Genomic DNA, 17,503 nt, shown 5'->3' on the forward strand with positions numbered 1-17,503 from the left:
TTATTCTAAAATAATTTTCTTACTAATTTTACCTAAATCTGATTTTAATTCTACAATGTAAACTCCCTTAGATATTTCTGGTAATTTAATTATATGAACTCCTGTAGATTTAAATTGTGTGCTAATTATTTTTTTACCCAAAATAGAGTAAATGTTTAACGATGCATTATCAGTTTGTAAACCAGCAACAATTAAGGTATTGTTAGTAGATCTATAAATACTTACATTTTGTAACTCTTGTGTAGTAGGTATATTCTCTAATTTTTTAGAAGTAGTATGAATATAAAACTGCCCAGTTGATTTACTAGTGTTCTTTACAGTTATTTTATAATTACCCTGAGAAAGATTTGTAAAAGTATTTGCAATTCTATCTTCTAAATATACATCCATTCCTTCAGGAAGGTTTTTAGAGCTAACAGAAAATGTTAATTCCTTTCCAGCTTCAGTAGTTAACCCAATAGGTATTACCATTGTTTCTAAATTAGTATTTGGTAAGGTTTGAATAGCTAGTTTTTTACCTTTATTGTTTTCTAACAACTCAGTATATATAGTAAAATCTTCTTTTACACCACTAAATATTTTAGAATCATAGCCGTTATCAAAACCAGTAGTCTTGTTAGCTACGTAAAATACTTTAGTTGATTTTTTACTTGCATCATTTTCTACAAATAGCTCAAAAGAAGTTTTTGGAGTTTGTCTCATAAAAGTATCAGTATTTTGATGACTTCTATTACTTGTGCTATATAAAACAGTATTATTAGTACTCGCCTCAACAAAGAACCCTTGCGCAGGTGCAATTTCTATAGGACTAACAGCATTATATGTTACATATTGCGTTCCATCCCATAACCAAATTGTTTCCTCTGTAAGAACAGTTGTATTTGTGGTAGTAAAGGCAGCTGAATTTATATATGAAGTATAAGGATTACCTAATAAGTTAAAGTTATCTCTAGTTCCTTGATTAACAGGAAAGCTAACATTAGATGTGTTTATACTACCTGTGATAGATACATCACCAGGTACAGTTAATTTCATAGAGATTCCAATTCCTGAAGGAATAGCTCCTGTAGAAGTAGCAGTAGAATATATCCAACTTGGTCCGGTATTATTTAAGTATCCTCCAAGACCAATATTACTTCCTGTTCCGTTCGCAAAAGTATGGCTTGCAATAACGTCTTGTTGCGTTTCACCATTAACCGGTGCCGCAACTAAATACCAGTTAGTAGTAGGTAAGTTTCTTTTATAAGTAACAGGCCCTGTAACAGTGCTGTTTGGCTTAAAAGTAGCTCCTGAATTAATAGTTAATGAATTAAATGTTACCGCAACATTGGCTGTAGGGTAATTATTTAAACCACTAGGAATAATAATATCTGCATTCGCAGGAGGAACATTTGTTGGGTTCCAATTTGACGAGACTCCCCATGTACTATTGGATACTCCTGTCCAAGTATACACTGGAGGTGTATTGTCTATTACAAAAGTATTATTGTTAGTTCCTGTAGGTGTTAAATTAGTTAATGTATTACCTGAAGCATCAGCAATGTTTTGACCACCAGAAAATCCTAAAGTTACTGTTCCATTTAACCCAGCTAAATCTCCACCAGAAACCATAACACGATAAACATTACCACTAGGGTTAGTTACCGAAGCAACTGTAGCTGTTGTTCCACTTACAGCGAAATCTGTTGCATCCACATTGGTTACTACACCATCAAAAGTTACATCCCAAGCTAAAGTATCAGCATTTGTTGGGTTTGTTGTTGGACTCTGAAGAGTTATACTACTGATAAGTGGGTTGGTATTATCTACTACAAAATTATCACTGTTAGTTCCTGTTGGTGTTAAATTAGTTAATGTATTACCAGCGATATCAGTAATATTTTGACCTCCGTTAAATCCTAAAGTAACAGTGGCATTCAAACCAGCTAAATCGCCACCAGAAACTGTTACTCTATATGTATTTCCACTAGGGTTAGTTACCGAAGCAACTGTAGCAGTTGTTCCACTAACAGTGAAATCTGTTGCATCCACATTCGAAACTGCACCATCAAAAGTTACATCCCAAGCTAAAGCATCAGCATTTGTTGGGTTTGTTGTTGGACTCTGAAGAGTTATACTACTGATAAGTGGGTTGGTATTATCTACTACAAAATTATCACTGTTAGTTCCTGTTGGTGTTAAATTAGTTAATGTATTACCAGCGATATCAGTAATATTTTGACCTCCGTTAAATCCTAAAGTAACAGTGGCATTCAAACCAGCTAAATCGCCACCAGAAACTGTTACTCTGTATGTATTTCCACTAGGGTTAGTTATCGAAGAAACTGTAGCTGTAGTTCCTATTACTGCAAAATCTGTAGTATCCACATCGACTACTGCATTATCAAAAGTTACATCCCACACTAAAGCATCTGTATTTGTAGAGCTTGTTGTAGGATTTTGACGAGTTATACTTGAAATTATTGGAGCAGAAATATCAACAGTTACAGGTTGATTTGGTGAGCTTAAAGTTATACGATTCAATTCAGCACGCGCTGATATCGTAGCTGTAGCGTTGTTTTGCAAAGAACCAAAAACGGCAGGAAAACGAAAAGCGAAAACTCCCATTGAATTTGTTGTTGCTGTTACTCCAAAAGTAGTTGTTGGAAGACCGTTTATAATTAAAGTAATTATACTACCTGGTTCTGCTGTACCATTTACAGTTGGTTTATTATCATTGGTAATATAATCAGTATTACTTGATCCTGTATCATCAGAAATACTTGTAATAACAACAGGAGTATCATTTACTTGATTTACTGTAATAGTAAATGTTCTATTATCTGAAGTGTCATCGTCACCAGCATTCGCTGTGCCACCATTATCCATAATGTTTACCATAACTGTTGCAGTACCAAAAAGATTAGTTGCTGTAGTATAGGTTAAATTACCTGATGCATCAATAGCTGGTTGTGCACTAAATAAGCCATTATTATTATTAGACACATTAAAAAGAAGTGTTTGTGTTACTTCTGCATCTCCATCTTCTAAAGCTGTTGCAAAACCTGTTACAGTTTGTGGGCCTGCATCTTCATCAACCACTTCTTTCGGGCTTACTGTAAAACTTGGTTCGTCATTTACAGATGAAACTGTGAAATTTACTGTGGCTGTATTAGAGGCTACTGTACCATCGTTTGAAACAATGCTGATACTTGCTGCGCCGTTAAAATTTGTTGTAGGTGTAAAAGTAGCGCCATTTAAAGCTGTAGTAACTGTAGCTGCATTTCCAGAAGTCATTACACTAGCACTTGTAGAACCACCTAAAGTAATAGTACCACCTGTACTTGTTACAGTTACAGTTTGTGTGTCTGCTGTCTCTGCATCTGAAATACTTGCCCCTGATAGAGTAACATTCATAGCGTCTTCTGCAACTGTTGGCGTGCTAAATGCTGTAGCTACTGGCGCTGTGTTAGGTGCTGCAAAAGTACTACCTGTAAAAGAAGAAGGAACCCCTGTTGGGAAATTAAACTCACCCGTTGTCCATCCTGTAGGAGGATTACTGATTGCGTTTAAGCAGTCAGCTGTACTTCCGTTACATACTGTAGATCCAGAATAATAGCCTAAGTTACTAGACGATATAGCAGTGCTTCCAGCTACAAGCCCTGTTCCTGATAAAACAGCTATTTCTCCATTAGTAGGTGTTAGTTCTCCATAAAACGCTAAAAATGTAGTTGGAGCAGCTCTTGTGCCAAAATAGGCATATAATTGATCTCCAGCAGCTAAGTTAAAACCAGAATCTGATTCAGTAACGGAACCCATAGATGCTGTTGGTAGATCATTTCCACTACTTATTTGAATAACGGTTCCTTTTAGTATTGTACTACCCGTATCATTTATCCAAGTATTTGCACCCTCTCCTATAGGTGAACCAAAAGCACTTCCTGTCCATTCCTCGTCATCAAAAACAATGGTAGTAAGATTTATACAATCATCCAATAGTAAAAAAGCATAATCTGATTTTGATGTTGGTGTAAAAACTTTGTTAAAAGCAATTATAGCAATATCGCCAGGAACATCAATTGTACCATTATCACCTTGCTGAGCATGAATGGTATTTGCGGTTAAAAACAATAAAAAAAGACTGAATATCTTTATTGTTGTTAGAGTAATTTTTTTTGTCATTTGCTTGATTTTTAGGTAAATATAAGTAATTTCAATAAAGTTCTCTAAAAAATAATTAGGAACTTTATTGAAATTTAATTTGTAGCATAAATAATTTATTGCCTATTAGGGTAGACCCCAAAAAGACATATAATATAGTTTGAAGCTAAATATGGTTGTTTATTATCAACAGAGAGGTTCGATCCTGTATTGGTTGTACTAGCGCTAATACCTTGAACAGTTATAGTACTAGCATTGTATTTCGCTGTTGCTGTAAATTCAGATGAGAAGTTATCTGCACCTGTGTTCGCTAATACTCCTCCACCTGGATTTGCTTCATCTTCATTTCCTGCTTCAGTATTCACAGGAATACTTACCGTACCATTGTTATTAATAATAACACTGTGATTGTGAGAAGGTAATTGTGTTGAATTTAAAACGTTTAATTCTTTTCCTCCTTTTGTACCTTGTCTATAGTTTGATAAACCTGGCCCTGTTCTAGGGCCAATAGGAGCTCTACCTCTTAAATCAGGCAATGCATAAGTAGTTCTTCCGTCTCCACCGTAAATGGTTCCTAGAATTGAAAATAAGGCAGTATTTTGTGAGATGGACATTATTTGTCCATCACAAAAAGCCCAGCCTCTAGGAGCAAAATTTCCAGCGAATAATTTAATCTCTCCAATTAAGCCTTCTTGAGCATTACTTTTAATAGCAAACAAAAGACAAATTAAGAAAAGCCCGATATATTTAGTTTTTAATTTCATAACTTAATAAAGTTTGATTATTAATTTCTACTAGGAAAAAGACCTTGAGTAGCTATAATATAATTGATAGCTAAATATGGTTGTCTGTTTTCTATAGGTTGATTAGCCCCCGTGTTTGCTGTGCTAGCAGTAATACCTTGAATAGCTATAGGACTTCCAGAATATTGCGCTGTTGCTGTTGCTTCAGAGGAAAAATTATCTGCGCCTGTATTAGCTAATACCCCTGCTCCAGGATTTGCTTCATCTTCATTTCCAGCTTCAGTATTTACAGGAATACTTACAGTACCATTGTTATTAATAATAACAAGATGATTGTGCGAAGGTAGTTGCGTTGAATTTAAAAAGTTTGATTGTGTTCCTCCTTTTTGTCCTAATCCGTAGTCAGATAATCCTGGTCCGCTTCTAGGTCCTATAGCAACTCTACCACGTAAATCTGGTAAGCCAAAAGAAGTTCTTCCGTCACCTCCATAGGTGGTTCCTAGTAAAGAAAATAGTGCCTGATTTTGTGCTATAGATAGCAATTGTCCGTCACAAAAAGCCCATCCTCTTGGAGCAAAATTTCCAGCAAATATTTTAACTTCGGCTAACATTGTTTCTTGTGCGTTACTAGTGGTTGCTGATAGTAAGCAAATAAATAGTAATCCTAAAAATTTTATTTTTAATATCATAATGTGTAAAATTTAGTTTATTAATATTTTTTTTCTCTAAAGACATTGATGTTAATCTCTTTACTATTAAAGTAAAAAAGAATATGTTGTGTACGTGTCTTCTGTACTCAAATTTAGGAATAGAGGTAATAGAAATAGTAAAAAATTCCTTAAGCGTATAAATTAAAGGCATAAAGAATAATATAAAAGGTATAGGAAAAACGTTTTCTTTAAAGAAAACATTTTACAAAGAAAAAAACTAATAAGCGTAATTAACTTTTACGCCAGAAGAATGGGGTTAATAATATTAATACAGTAAAAAGCTCTAAACGACCAATTAACATTAGGAAAGAGCAGAACCATTTTGCTCCGATAGATAAATGATTAAAATTATCTACGGGGCTTACAGTTCCTATTGCAGGTCCGATATTACCCAAAGACGATGCACATGCGCCTAAGGCTGAATAAAAATCTAAACCAAAAAAAGTTAATACTACTGTACCTGATATAAAAATAAGCATGTATACAACAAAGAACGAAAGTATGTTAAATACAATGGTTTGTTTTACGGCTTTACCATCATAACGAACGGGGATAATAGCATTAGGATGTAATGATTTTTTAAATTCTAAAAAGCTGTTTTTAAGCATTACAATATGGCGAACAATTTTTACACCACCAGAAGTAGACCCTGCTGATCCACCCAAGAAGAATAAAGAGAAGAACATTGCTGTTACAAAAAAGCTCCACATTGTAAAATCGGCAGTTACAAATCCGGTTGTAGTTACAACTGAAATTACAGAAAATAACGCATGTCTAACAGCACTTTCTACCTTTCCGAAAACCATTGGGTGATCGATAGAAGTTTGTAAAGCCGGATCTTGATAAAAAATAATCATAACCGCAATAATTGCAGATATGGTTAATGTACCAAATAAATAATATTTAAATTCTTCACTCTGAATTACTTTCCTGAATTTTCCTTTTAAAGCAAAATAAGTTAGTACAAAATTAGTACCTGCTACAAACATGAAAAATATAATAATATATTGAATTAAAGGAGAACCATTCCAATGAGCAACACTTGCGTTTTTAGTTGAGAATCCACCAGTACTAACCGTTGCCATAGCATGGTTAATGGCATCAAACCAATTCATACCTGCTACTTTTAAAAGTAAGAGTTCAACAATAGTAAGTAGTACATAAATTTGCCATAATCGCTTAGCAGTGTCTGTAATACGTGGGTGTAATTTATCTGCCGACGGTCCTGGAGCTTCCGCCATAAATAATTGCATTCCTCCAATACCTAATAAAGGCAATATTGCAATGGTTAGTACAATAATACCCATACCACCAATCCAATGTGTTGCACTACGCCAAAAAAGAATTCCTTTAGGCATAGATTCTATATCTGTTAAGATAGATGAACCTGTTGTTGAATAACCAGATATTGTTTCAAAGAAAGCATTTGTAATACTAGGAATACTACCAGATAATAAATAAGGTAGCATACCTGTAATAGACAGCGTAAGCCATCCGAAGGTAACTATAAGATACCCTTCTTTTTTTTGAATTTTTTTATTATCAGGCTTGTTAAAAAAATAGAGAATTGAGCCAATCGCAATAGTAATAACACCCGCATTTAAAATTCCCCATTTACAATTTTCATCATAATAAAAGCTAAAAGGTAATGAAAGCCACATGAATAAACCGTTAAGAATAGCGGTTACACCTAAAAAACGATAAATTAATTTTCGATTAAGGTTTTCCATTATTTAAATAAGTCTTCTACTACTGATATTGCCTCTGGTAAACAAAAAACGATAGCTTTATCTCCTCCTTTTAATTGAAAATCTCCAAAAGACATATGAGGTTTACCATCTCTAATTACACCTCCAAAAACTGCTTCTCTCGGAAAACGTAAATCTTTAATAGGCTTTTCTGTTACTTTAGCATTTGATGGTACTTCAAACTCAAAAACTTCGGCATCAATATTATGTAAATTAGCTAAAGCTAATATATCTCCTTTACGGATGTGACGAAAAATGCTACTAGCAGCAATTAATTTTTTATTAATAAGCGTATCTATACCTATAGTTTGCGATATGTTTATATAATCCATATTTTCAACTAAAGCGACTGTTTTTTTAACACCTTTAGATTTTGCAACTAAACAAGACATAATATTGGTTTCAGAATCACCAGTAACGGCAACAAAAGCATCCATTTCTCGAATATTTTCACCTTCTAAAAGTTCTATATTTCTACCGTCACCATGAACAACTAACGTATCCATTAAATCTTCAGCAAGGCTTAATGCCTTTTCTCTTTTACGTTCTATTAATTTTACTTTAAAATTATCTTTACAAAGACTTCTTGCTGTTTTTCTACCAATACTACTACCGCCAAGAATCATAACATTTTTAATGTTAACATGTTCTTTTCCAATAATAGGATATAGTTTAGATATACTATAATTTGGTACTGAAAAATAAACTTGATCGTTCATTTTATAGGTAGTATCACCACGAGGAATAATAGTTTGTGCTATTCCTTCTCGCTTTATTGCAATGGTAATAAAATCGACTAAACTAAATTTTTCTTTAGCTTCTCTAACCGTTAGATCTAATATTTTTGATTTATAACCAAGGGCAGTTCCCATAATATTAAAGACACCATTTTCAAAGGCAACAGTATCATTAAAAGAGGATTGATTTAAAAGTAATTTTATTTCTTCAGCAGCTAAAGCTTCTGGAGAAATCATGAAATCTACTCCAAAATCTTTAAAATTGATACTATCATTTTTTAAAAACTCGGGGTTGTTTATTCTTGCAATTGTCTTTTTTACACCTAATGCTTTACCTATTACAGATATGGCGAAGTTGGTGTTTTGACTCTCGGTAACAGCCAATAATAAATCAGCAGAACCAATACCAATTTCTTTTAATAACTTAATAGAAGTTGCATCTCCTTTTTTGGTAATTACATCTAAATGATTATTGATATAATTCAGCTTTTCGCCGTCAAAATCAATCACAAAAGTATCTTGAGATTCGTAAGAAAGGAGTTTAGCCAAGTGAAAACCTACGCTTCCTGCTCCGGCTATTATAATTTTCATATGTAAGTTTGAAAAATGATAGAATGCAAAGATACTGTGCTTCTTTTGGTTGTGCAAAAAATGAATTATATTTATCTATAATTCTGATACTGTAATAGATGAAAAAGATATCAATTAAATCTTGGGCTTTAGATGATAGGCCTCGTGAAAAATTAATGCTAAAAGGTAAATCTGTTTTATCGGATGCAGAGTTAGTTGCTATTTTAATAGGTTCAGGTAATAGAGAAGAAAGTGCGGTTGCGTTGTCTCAAAAAATATTAGCCTCTGTAAATCATGATTTAAACACTTTAGCAAAATTATCTATTGAAGAATTAATGGAATTTAAAGGAATAGGGGAGGCAAAGGCAATTTCAATAATAACAGCCTTAGAGTTCGGGAAAAGAAGACAGTTTAAAGAAAGTAATACGGTTTCAAAAATAAAAAGCTCATTAGACGCCGCTACCATATTACAACCGTTTTTAGGAGATTTAGAACATGAAGAGTTTTGGGTGTTGTATTTAAATAATTCAAATAAAATATTAGCAAAACATCAATTAAGTAAAGGAGGTTTTACGGCAACTTTGGTAGATGTACGATTGTTATATCAAAAGGCATTAAAGTTATCAGCAGTAGGTATTATTGTATCTCATAATCATCCGTCAGGAAAATTAAGCCCTAGTAAATCAGATATTGAACTTACCAATAAAATTAAAGAAGCTGGAGCTACTTTAGATATAAAACTCTTAGACCATTTAATAATTACTGAAAAAACGTATTTTAGCTTTGCAGACGAAGGTATACTATAGTAGTTTGCACATATCTTTAATACTATGATACTTATTTATACTCATAAAATTACGCCTCGTGTTCGGTATGTTTTTAAGCATATTTTTACACGCATACTGCAAATTCCTATCGATTTTACAGGTAAAGTAGAAGAGTTTGTTGCGTATAATGGACCTAAGTTTTCGTATACAAACGTAGCTTTAGGAAAAGAGTTTTTTGTAAAAAGTAACGAATTATTGTTTCAGCAAGGAGTGAAAGATTTTGAAGTGATTTTTAAAAAATGGGATGATATTCCTTGCTTTTTTCCAACAGACGAACAATCAGAAATACCTTTTGATATTTTTGCTGCAAGCTTTTATTTGGTATCTAGATATGAAGAGTATTTACCACAAGTAAAAGATGAACATGGACGATTTACGGCAAAAAATAGTATTGCTTTTAAACATGGTTTTTTAGAAAAGCCAGTAGTTGATATTTGGGCATATAAATTTTTAGAAACTTTAAAAGTTAAGTTCCCCGATTATGAGCATTCTGTAAGAAAATATCAATATATCTCTACAGTTGATGTAGACAATGCTTTTGCATACAAGTATAAAAGTTTTGTTAGAACTGTAGGTGGGTTTTTAAAAGATGCATCACATTTAAAAATATTTACAATTTGGGATAGGTTAGCAGTTTTGTTTAATATAAAAAGAGATCCTTTTAATACTTTTAAATCAATAATAGAGTTAAAAAAAATATATGAAGTAAGAACTATTTTTTTCTTCCTAATAGGTGATTATACTACTTTTGATACCAATGTATCAGCATCAAAAAGAAAGTTTAAGCTCTTAATAAAAGACACGGTAGATTATGCTCGGGTAGGTTTACACCCATCATATTACACTATGAATAATAGTGATATGTTAAAGAAAGAAAAAGAACGGTTAGAAAACATTATAAATATGCCAATACGCCGTTCACGACAGCATTATTTACGATTATCTTTGCCTGAAACATATCAGAATTTAATCGATTTAGAGATAGAGGAAGATTATTCGATGGGATATGCAAGTCATACTGGTTTTAGGGCAGGAACCTGTACTCCTTTTTATTTTTACGATTTAGAATTTGAAATTCAAACACCTTTAAAAGTATTTCCGTTTGCTTTAATTGATACAACTTTAAATGATTACCTGAAGCTGACACCGAAACAGTCATTAGGTAAAATTAGAGATCTTAAAAACGAAGTGAAAGCTGTAAACGGACTTTTTATTACCGTTTTTCATAATGAAATTTTAGGTAATTATCAACGATGGAAAGGTTGGAGGCGGGTATATAGTTCGATGCTTAAAATAGTTAGAAATTAATTAAAACCCTTTTTGGGCACTATATTAGTATGAATATAAAACATATTTTTTTTGATTTAGATCACACACTTTGGGATTTTGATAAAAATTCAAAACTAACCTTTAAACAAATTATTGAAGAGCAGGGTGTAAAATTGAAGGTAGATGAATTTTTAAACATTTATTTACCTATTAATTTAAAATACTGGAAGCTATATAGAGATGAAAAAGTATCGAAATCAACTTTAAGATATGGTAGGTTAAAAGAAACTTTTGATGCTTTAAACTATAAAATATCAGACGATTTAATTAGTATCATTTCTGAAGATTATATTAAATACTTACCTAATTATAATCATTTGTTTGAAGGAACTGTGGAGGTTTTAGAGTATTTAAAAACTAAATATGAATTGCATATCATTACGAATGGTTTTGAAGAGGTTCAAAATTTAAAGATGCAAAAAGCAGGAATAGACACCTATTTTAAAGAAGTTATTACTTCGGAAAGTGTGGGTGTTAAGAAACCAAACCCTAAAGTATTTGAGTTTGCCTTAATGAAAGCAGAAACAATAGCAAAAGAAGCTATAATGATAGGAGATAGTTATGAAGCAGATATTTTAGGTGCTTTAAATTGTGGTATGTTAGCGATTCATTTTACAAATGAAACTACACCTAAAAAAGGAGTGGTAAATATTCAATCATTATTGCAATTAAAACAATATTTGTAAAATAATTTTTATATAATTTATAATAAACATGAATAAATTACTTTTTATTTTTTTGATGCTATCAGCATCAATCTTTGCTCAAAAAAAAATTAACAACTATAAGTATGTAATTGTGCCTAAGAAATTTGATTTTGTTAAAAAAGATGATCAATATCAAACAAGTTCATTAACCAAGTTTTTATTCAATAAATATGGTTTTACGGCTATTTTATCGGATGAGAAATTACCTAAAGATTTATCTAAAAATAGATGTTTGGCTTTGATAGTATCAGTTAGAGATAATTCAGGTTTATTTACAACTAAAAGCACTATAGAATTTAAAGATTGTTTTAATAATGTTGTTTTTTCATCTAAAGAAGGAAAAAGTAATCAGAAAGATTACAAAAAGGCTTATCATGAGTCTTTACGAGATGCTTTTAAATCTATCGAAGCTTTAAAGTATAGCTATGTTCCTTTTAAAGGGGAAGAAGTTGATGAATCTGTTCTAAGTATAAATGAAACTAAACCTAAAGTTATAGAAGCTACAATAGTTGTAGAGAATATTGTTAATGAAACAAAAGCTACAAGTTTATATGCGCAATCAATACCTAACGGATTTCAATTGGTAAATACAAAACCAGAAGTTATTTTTCAAATATTAATAACAAATGTGAAAGATGTTTTTATACTGAAGGATAAAAATGGAATCTTGTATCAAAGTAATGGTATTTGGATTGCTGAATATTATAAAGAAAGTATAAAAGTTATTGAGAAATACGAAGTTAAATTTTAATTTCTATTTAAAATAATATTAAAAAAGAGCGCTATTTTAGCGCTCTTTTTTAATAATTATATTTATCCTTCCAGCGTTGTTTTAATAATTCTCTAAACTGATTTTCTCTAGCATTATTACCAGGTTCATATAATTTAGTGTTCTTAATTTCATCAGGTAAAAACTCTTGGCTAACAAAGTTACCAGCATAATTATGTGAATATTGGTACTCTTTACCATAATCTAAATCTTTCATTAGTTTTGTGGGAGCATTTCTTAAGTGCAACGGAATTGATAAATCACCTGTTGTTCTTACTAAGTTCTGAGCTTCGCCAATTGCCATATAAGAAGCATTACTTTTTGCAGAATTAGCTAAGTAAATAGCGCATTGACTTAATATAATCCTAGATTCAGGATAACCAATTACAGACACAGCCTGGAATGTATTATTGGCCATAATAAAGGCAGTAGGGTTTGCGTTACCAATATCTTCTGAAGCAGCAATAATAAGCCTACGGGCAATAAATTTTACATCTTCGCCTCCTTCAATCATTCTTGCCAACCAATACACAGCACCGTTAGGATCACTACCTCTTATCGATTTTATGAAAGCCGAAACAATATCGTAATGTTGCTCGCCAGTTTTATCGTAACGAACGTTGTTTTTCTGAATTTTAGATAAAACTAATTCATTTGTAATTTCAATCTCATCATCAGCGGCTACTAATAATTCAAAAATATTTAATAATTTACGAGCATCTCCTCCTGATACTTGCAATAAGGCATCGGTTTCTTTTAGTGTTATCTTTTTTTGTGATATAAGATCGTCTTTTTTCATCGCTCTGTTCAAAAGAGCTATTAAATCATTTTTATCAAAAGAATTTAAAATATATACCTGACAACGAGAGAGTAGGGCAGGTATCACTTCAAAACTAGGGTTTTCAGTTGTTGCGCCGACTAAAGTAACCCATCCTTTTTCTACGGCGGCTAAGAGTGAATCTTGCTGAGATTTACTAAAACGATGAATTTCATCAATAAATAGAATAGGATTTTTTTGTGTAAACAATCCACCACTTTTTTTAGCTTTTTCAATGACTTCTCTAACATCTTTCACGCCCGAACTTATTGCACTTAAGGTGTAAAAAGGACGGCCAGATTCATTGGCAATAATATTTGCTAATGTTGTTTTTCCGATACCAGGAGGTCCCCAAAGAATTAAAGAAGGAATGATGCCTTGTTTAATATGATTTGTTAAAATTCCGCTTTCGCCAACCAGGTGTTGTTGACTAATATAATCTGATAATTTTTGTGGACGTATTCTTTCTGCCAAAGGTTCATTCATGATGTAAAAATATAAAAGATTTATGACAGATGTTCCGAAATTGTTGTTTGGATTTATTTTTGTTATTTTCATACCGATGAAAACAGTTACTCAATTAAAATTTTCGAACAACATTTTTCTTATTCCGTTTATTTTTGTTTTTCTAATATGGTTTATTTATTGGATAGAAATTACTTTCGGTTTAAATTTTAATAAATACGGTGTAGCACCCAGAAAAATTTATGGTCTAAGAGGTGTTTTAGCATCTCCATTTATACATAGTGATACTAGTCACCTTTTTAATAACTCGGTTCCTTTATTTGTGCTTTCTACTTGTCTTTTTTATTTTTATAATAAGGTAGCGCTAAAAGTTTTAATTTCAGGAGCTTTATTAACAGGTTTTTTAACTTGGATTATTGCTACTAGTTCATACCATATTGGTGCTAGTGGAATCGTTTATTTGCTTTTTAGTTTTGTTTTTTTTAGTGGAATAATAAGAAAACACTATCGATTGGTAGCAGTATCGTTAATTATAATTTTTCTCTACGGAAGTATGATTTGGTATGTATTACCAATTAAAGAAGGTATGTCTTGGGAAGGTCATCTTTCTGGTTTGATATCCGGCCTTATTTTAGCTGTTTTTTATAGAAATATAGGTATAGTAAAAGAGAAATATCAGTTTTCTAAAACTGATTTTGACGATTTGTTTGATGAAGAAGGTAACTATATGCCACCTGAAATTAACGAAGAGGTTGAATTAACTAAATTACCAGAAATACATTATAAGTATTTTTATAAAGAAGAATAAAAAAAACCTGCTATACAGCAGGTTTTTTATTTATATTATTGTCGTTGTCTTAGTGTTTCATATAGAAATACACCACAGGCAACAGAAACATTTAAAGATTCAATTTCACCAAGTAAAGGCAATTTGGCTTTGTAATCTACCATTTTTAAAACAGAAGAACTTACACCTTTGTGCTCAGATCCCATTACAATTGCCATTGGTTGATTTAAATCAACATCAAAAATAGAATCTTCTGTTTTTTCGCTAGCAGCAACCATTTTTATATCTGCCGCTTGTAATTGAAACATAGCATCTTTAATATGATCTACTTTACAGATAGGTATTTTAAAAGCTGCACCAGCTGATGTTTTTATAGTTTCAGCATTTACAGGAGCACTACCACTTTTTTGAATGATAATTCCGTTAACACCAGTACATTCAGCAGTTCTAATAATAGCACCAAAATTACGTACATCAGATACCTGATCTAATAATAAAAACAAAGGCATTTTATCAGACTCTAAAGTAGTTTCAATTAATATTTCTAAATCATGAAAATCTACAGGAGAAATTTTAGCAACAGCTCCTTGATGATTGCTGTGCTTAGACAATCTATCAAGTTTTTCTATAGGAACAACACTAGTTGATACTTTGTTTTTTCGTAATAACTTATCTAATTCAAAAAATAACTCGCCTCTAAGTCCTTTTTGTAGATATACTTTGTTAATTGATGCATCACTTTCAATAGCCTCAATAATTGCTCTAATACCAAAAATAGTAGTGTTTTCTTCCATGCTGCAAATGTAGTTGAATTTATTGTAAAAAAAAACCACCTCGTTAGAGGTGGTTCTTTCGCTTAAATATTTAAAATATTATAAAGTAAAAGCTATAGCTGCAGAACTTGTAAAACTATCTTGCGCTATTGTTGCGATAGTAGCCCCGTTGGCTTTAACGCTGTAACCATGACCTCCATCACCATAAGAATCATATACTTCTAGTGTATAATCTCCTTCAGGTAAACACCCAGCAGCAACAGAAATACCGTCTTCTAAATCAGCATATGCACCATAACCGAATGGAGTAGCACTTGCTATTACAGTTGCTCCTGTAGCATCTAAAATTCTCCAAGCAATTTCTTCAGGATAACCATCATCAAAAGTAATATCCATTGCAAGTTTTACAGTTCCTGCACCACAAAGTCTAGAAACATTGTAAGTAGCAACTTGACCAACTGCGTATTCATCTGAAGTTAATCTTAACATGATAGTTTGGTCTGTATCTAACCAAGTCCCATCAGTTATAGAAATTGAAATCATCCCTTTATTAGATCCTCCTGGAACTGTCACAGTAGAAGGTATAGAATAAAACCCTGCATCAGCAGTACTAGCTTCCAATACTTCTATATTAAACGTTTTATCGCTAGAAGATTTATTTGTAGTGTAGAAATAAAATTCTTGAGAAGCTTCTGTCCCTTCAGATACGTCAAAAGAAACATCAGTTTTTCCAAAAGAGATATATTTTAAATCAGATGTTTCAATTTGTTCTTCACAACTAGTAAAGGTTAAAAAAGAGATAGAAAGTAAAAATAAAAATAAATATTTTTTCATAATTATTGGTTTTCAAAAAATATAATTATAGAAAGCTTTCTGTAATTATAGAAAGCTTTCTAAATATATATTATTAGTTAATAAAAGGGTTATTTTGAACTTCTGAACGTGGAATAGGATAAGTTAATCTTTCATCTGTATGAGGAATAGATAATCCAGAAAGAAAAACATGATTAGTACCTCTAGTCATCATTTGCTTATTCCTTTTCATAGATAAATAACTCTTTCCTTCACCCCATAATTCTTTTCTTGTTTCTAAAATAACTTCATCTAATAATGCACTACCAGCTAATGCATCAACATAAGCATAATCAGCAGCATTAGTATATCTTTTTGATAATAATTGCTTTAAAGTACTTTTAGCATCACCATCCATACCTTCTTTAGCTGACATCTCAGCAGATAATAAATACATTTCAGCAACTCTCATGAATACATAATCATCTTCAATGTTCCTTTGTCCACCAATAACTCTAGCACCATTATAAAACTTGTTTCTAGGTTGTAAGTCGTTAGTAGGATCAAATTGAGTTTTTCTAATGTCGTTAGCATCTATAGAAGCATATAAAACATCATCCATTCCTTTTTTATCACCAGCCCATTGGTAACTGTATGTAAATACATCCATTTGACCCCACCATGAAACTAAATCTAAACCGTTAGCTAAAGTAACATCAAATCCCCAGATCCATCCTGGTGTACCAACGTTATTAAAACCTCCAGTAACTTCACTAGCATCCATAAGAGGATAACCTGCAATTACTTCATTAGCTAAGTTTTTAGCTTTAATGTTTGAAGCGCTATCGCCTTTAGCAGCATAAGCATATGCTAGTAATCCTTTTGCGACATCGGCATTTACAGCAGATTTTGAAGTTCTTGAAAAACCATCTAAAAGAGTAATAGCAGATGAAAGATCGCTAATAATTTGATCGAACACCTCACTCATTGGAGCTTGAGGTTCCACGTCTTTTACCTCTGTATATAAAGGTAATATAGCTTCAGAAGCATTATACTCTGCTTGATACAATTGAGATAAGTAAAAATATGCGTAAGCTCTTAAAGCTTTTGCTTGACCTAAAGAGTGTCTTGCAGATTCAGAGTCAGGAATTGCTGTATTACCTCCAAGAGAAGCAATGATTAAATTACTAGACTTAATAACTCTATAATAATATCTCCAAGGAATATAGTTATCATTGTTAGAGAAATCTAAGGTAGATTGTAAGTTAGCAAAATCACCATATCTATTATAGTTGTTTGCAGTTAAAGCTAAATCACCAGATAAAAAATCTGTGTATATATCATATCCTTTTTGACCAAAATCACTATGGTCAGTAGTACCTCCAGTAAAAGCATTTACCATCATAGAGTAAACACCATTAAGTGTAGATTCTAAAATTACAGGATTTAATGCACCAGAAGCACCTGCATCATCAACATTTATAAATTGAGTAGGACTTTTGTCTAAGAGCTCATCACCACAACTAAATAATGTTGTAATTACAGTAAGAGCAAATACTGTTTTGATTAAATTACGTTTCATTTTTTAA

Annotated in this window: 14 protein-coding genes; 5 read left to right on the plus strand and 9 right to left on the minus strand. The window is 32.0% G+C overall.

Annotation, left to right across the window (positions count from 1 at the left end; genetic code table 11):
• From P2G10_RS03225 to trkA, 5 genes are all read right to left on the minus strand, one after another.
• A complete protein-coding gene (locus P2G10_RS03225; RefSeq protein ID WP_275315182.1) occupies positions 1–4,161 on the minus strand; it encodes a T9SS type A sorting domain-containing protein in 4,161 nt (1,386 codons plus the stop codon).
• Positions 4,162–4,256: 95 nt separating this feature from the next.
• A complete protein-coding gene (locus P2G10_RS03230; protein WP_275315183.1) occupies positions 4,257–4,904 on the minus strand; it encodes a phage tail protein in 648 nt (215 codons plus the stop codon).
• Between the two features lie 20 nt (positions 4,905–4,924).
• Positions 4,925–5,572: a phage tail protein gene (locus P2G10_RS03235; protein WP_275315184.1), complete on the minus strand. Its 648-nt coding sequence runs from the start codon at positions 5,570–5,572 to the stop codon at positions 4,925–4,927.
• A 251-nt stretch (positions 5,573–5,823) separates the two neighbouring features.
• Positions 5,824–7,323, minus strand: coding sequence for a TrkH family potassium uptake protein (locus P2G10_RS03240; RefSeq protein WP_218771209.1), 1,500 nt, complete (start codon positions 7,321–7,323; stop codon positions 5,824–5,826).
• Positions 7,323–8,669: a Trk system potassium transporter TrkA gene (gene trkA, locus P2G10_RS03245; RefSeq protein ID WP_218771208.1), complete on the minus strand. Its 1,347-nt coding sequence runs from the start codon at positions 8,667–8,669 to the stop codon at positions 7,323–7,325. Before trkA ends, P2G10_RS03240 begins: the two co-directional genes overlap by 1 nt.
• A gap of 98 nt (positions 8,670–8,767) precedes the next feature.
• Here trkA and radC point away from each other — a divergent pair, with 98 nt between their 5' ends.
• The 4 genes from radC to P2G10_RS03265 are packed head-to-tail and all read left to right on the plus strand — an operon-like array spanning position 8,768 to position 12,262.
• A complete protein-coding gene (gene radC / locus P2G10_RS03250) occupies positions 8,768–9,454 on the plus strand; it encodes a RadC family protein (protein ID WP_218771207.1) in 687 nt (228 codons plus the stop codon).
• Positions 9,455–9,478: 24 nt separating this feature from the next.
• The gene (locus P2G10_RS03255) at positions 9,479–10,783 is read left to right on the plus strand and encodes a polysaccharide deacetylase family protein (RefSeq protein ID WP_275315185.1); all 1,305 of its coding nucleotides are present in this window, start codon (positions 9,479–9,481) and stop codon (positions 10,781–10,783) included.
• A 29-nt stretch (positions 10,784–10,812) separates the two neighbouring features.
• A complete protein-coding gene (locus tag P2G10_RS03260; protein ID WP_275315186.1) occupies positions 10,813–11,490 on the plus strand; it encodes a YjjG family noncanonical pyrimidine nucleotidase in 678 nt (225 codons plus the stop codon).
• 28 nt (positions 11,491–11,518) lie between these two features.
• The gene (locus tag P2G10_RS03265) at positions 11,519–12,262 is read left to right on the plus strand and encodes a hypothetical protein (protein WP_275315187.1); all 744 of its coding nucleotides are present in this window, start codon (positions 11,519–11,521) and stop codon (positions 12,260–12,262) included.
• Between the two features lie 49 nt (positions 12,263–12,311).
• On the opposite strand, the gene P2G10_RS03270 is transcribed toward P2G10_RS03265, so the two are convergent.
• Positions 12,312–13,583 (minus strand): replication-associated recombination protein A, encoded by a 1,272-nt coding sequence (locus tag P2G10_RS03270; RefSeq protein WP_275315299.1) that lies wholly within the window; start codon positions 13,581–13,583, stop codon positions 12,312–12,314.
• A gap of 76 nt (positions 13,584–13,659) precedes the next feature.
• On the opposite strand from P2G10_RS03270, the gene P2G10_RS03275 reads away from it, so the two are divergent.
• On the plus strand, positions 13,660–14,370 hold the full coding sequence (locus P2G10_RS03275; protein WP_275315188.1) for a rhomboid family intramembrane serine protease: 711 nt from the start codon (positions 13,660–13,662) through the stop codon (positions 14,368–14,370).
• Between the two features lie 35 nt (positions 14,371–14,405).
• Here P2G10_RS03275 and rlmB read toward each other — a convergent pair whose 3' ends face one another.
• From rlmB to P2G10_RS03290, 3 genes are all read right to left on the minus strand, one after another.
• Entirely contained in the window at positions 14,406–15,143 is a 738-nt protein-coding gene (rlmB, locus tag P2G10_RS03280; RefSeq protein WP_275315189.1) for a 23S rRNA (guanosine(2251)-2'-O)-methyltransferase RlmB, read from the minus strand.
• 78 nt (positions 15,144–15,221) lie between these two features.
• On the minus strand, positions 15,222–15,956 hold the full coding sequence (locus P2G10_RS03285; RefSeq protein ID WP_218771201.1) for a hypothetical protein: 735 nt from the start codon (positions 15,954–15,956) through the stop codon (positions 15,222–15,224).
• A gap of 73 nt (positions 15,957–16,029) precedes the next feature.
• Complete coding sequence (locus P2G10_RS03290) at positions 16,030–17,496, minus strand: RagB/SusD family nutrient uptake outer membrane protein (protein WP_218771200.1); 1,467 nt, start codon at positions 17,494–17,496, stop codon at positions 16,030–16,032.
• Between the last annotated feature and the right edge of the window lie 7 nt (positions 17,497–17,503).

This window comes from Tenacibaculum bernardetii (genome assembly GCF_029125915.1).
Classification (GTDB): domain Bacteria; phylum Bacteroidota; class Bacteroidia; order Flavobacteriales; family Flavobacteriaceae; genus Polaribacter; species Polaribacter bernardetii.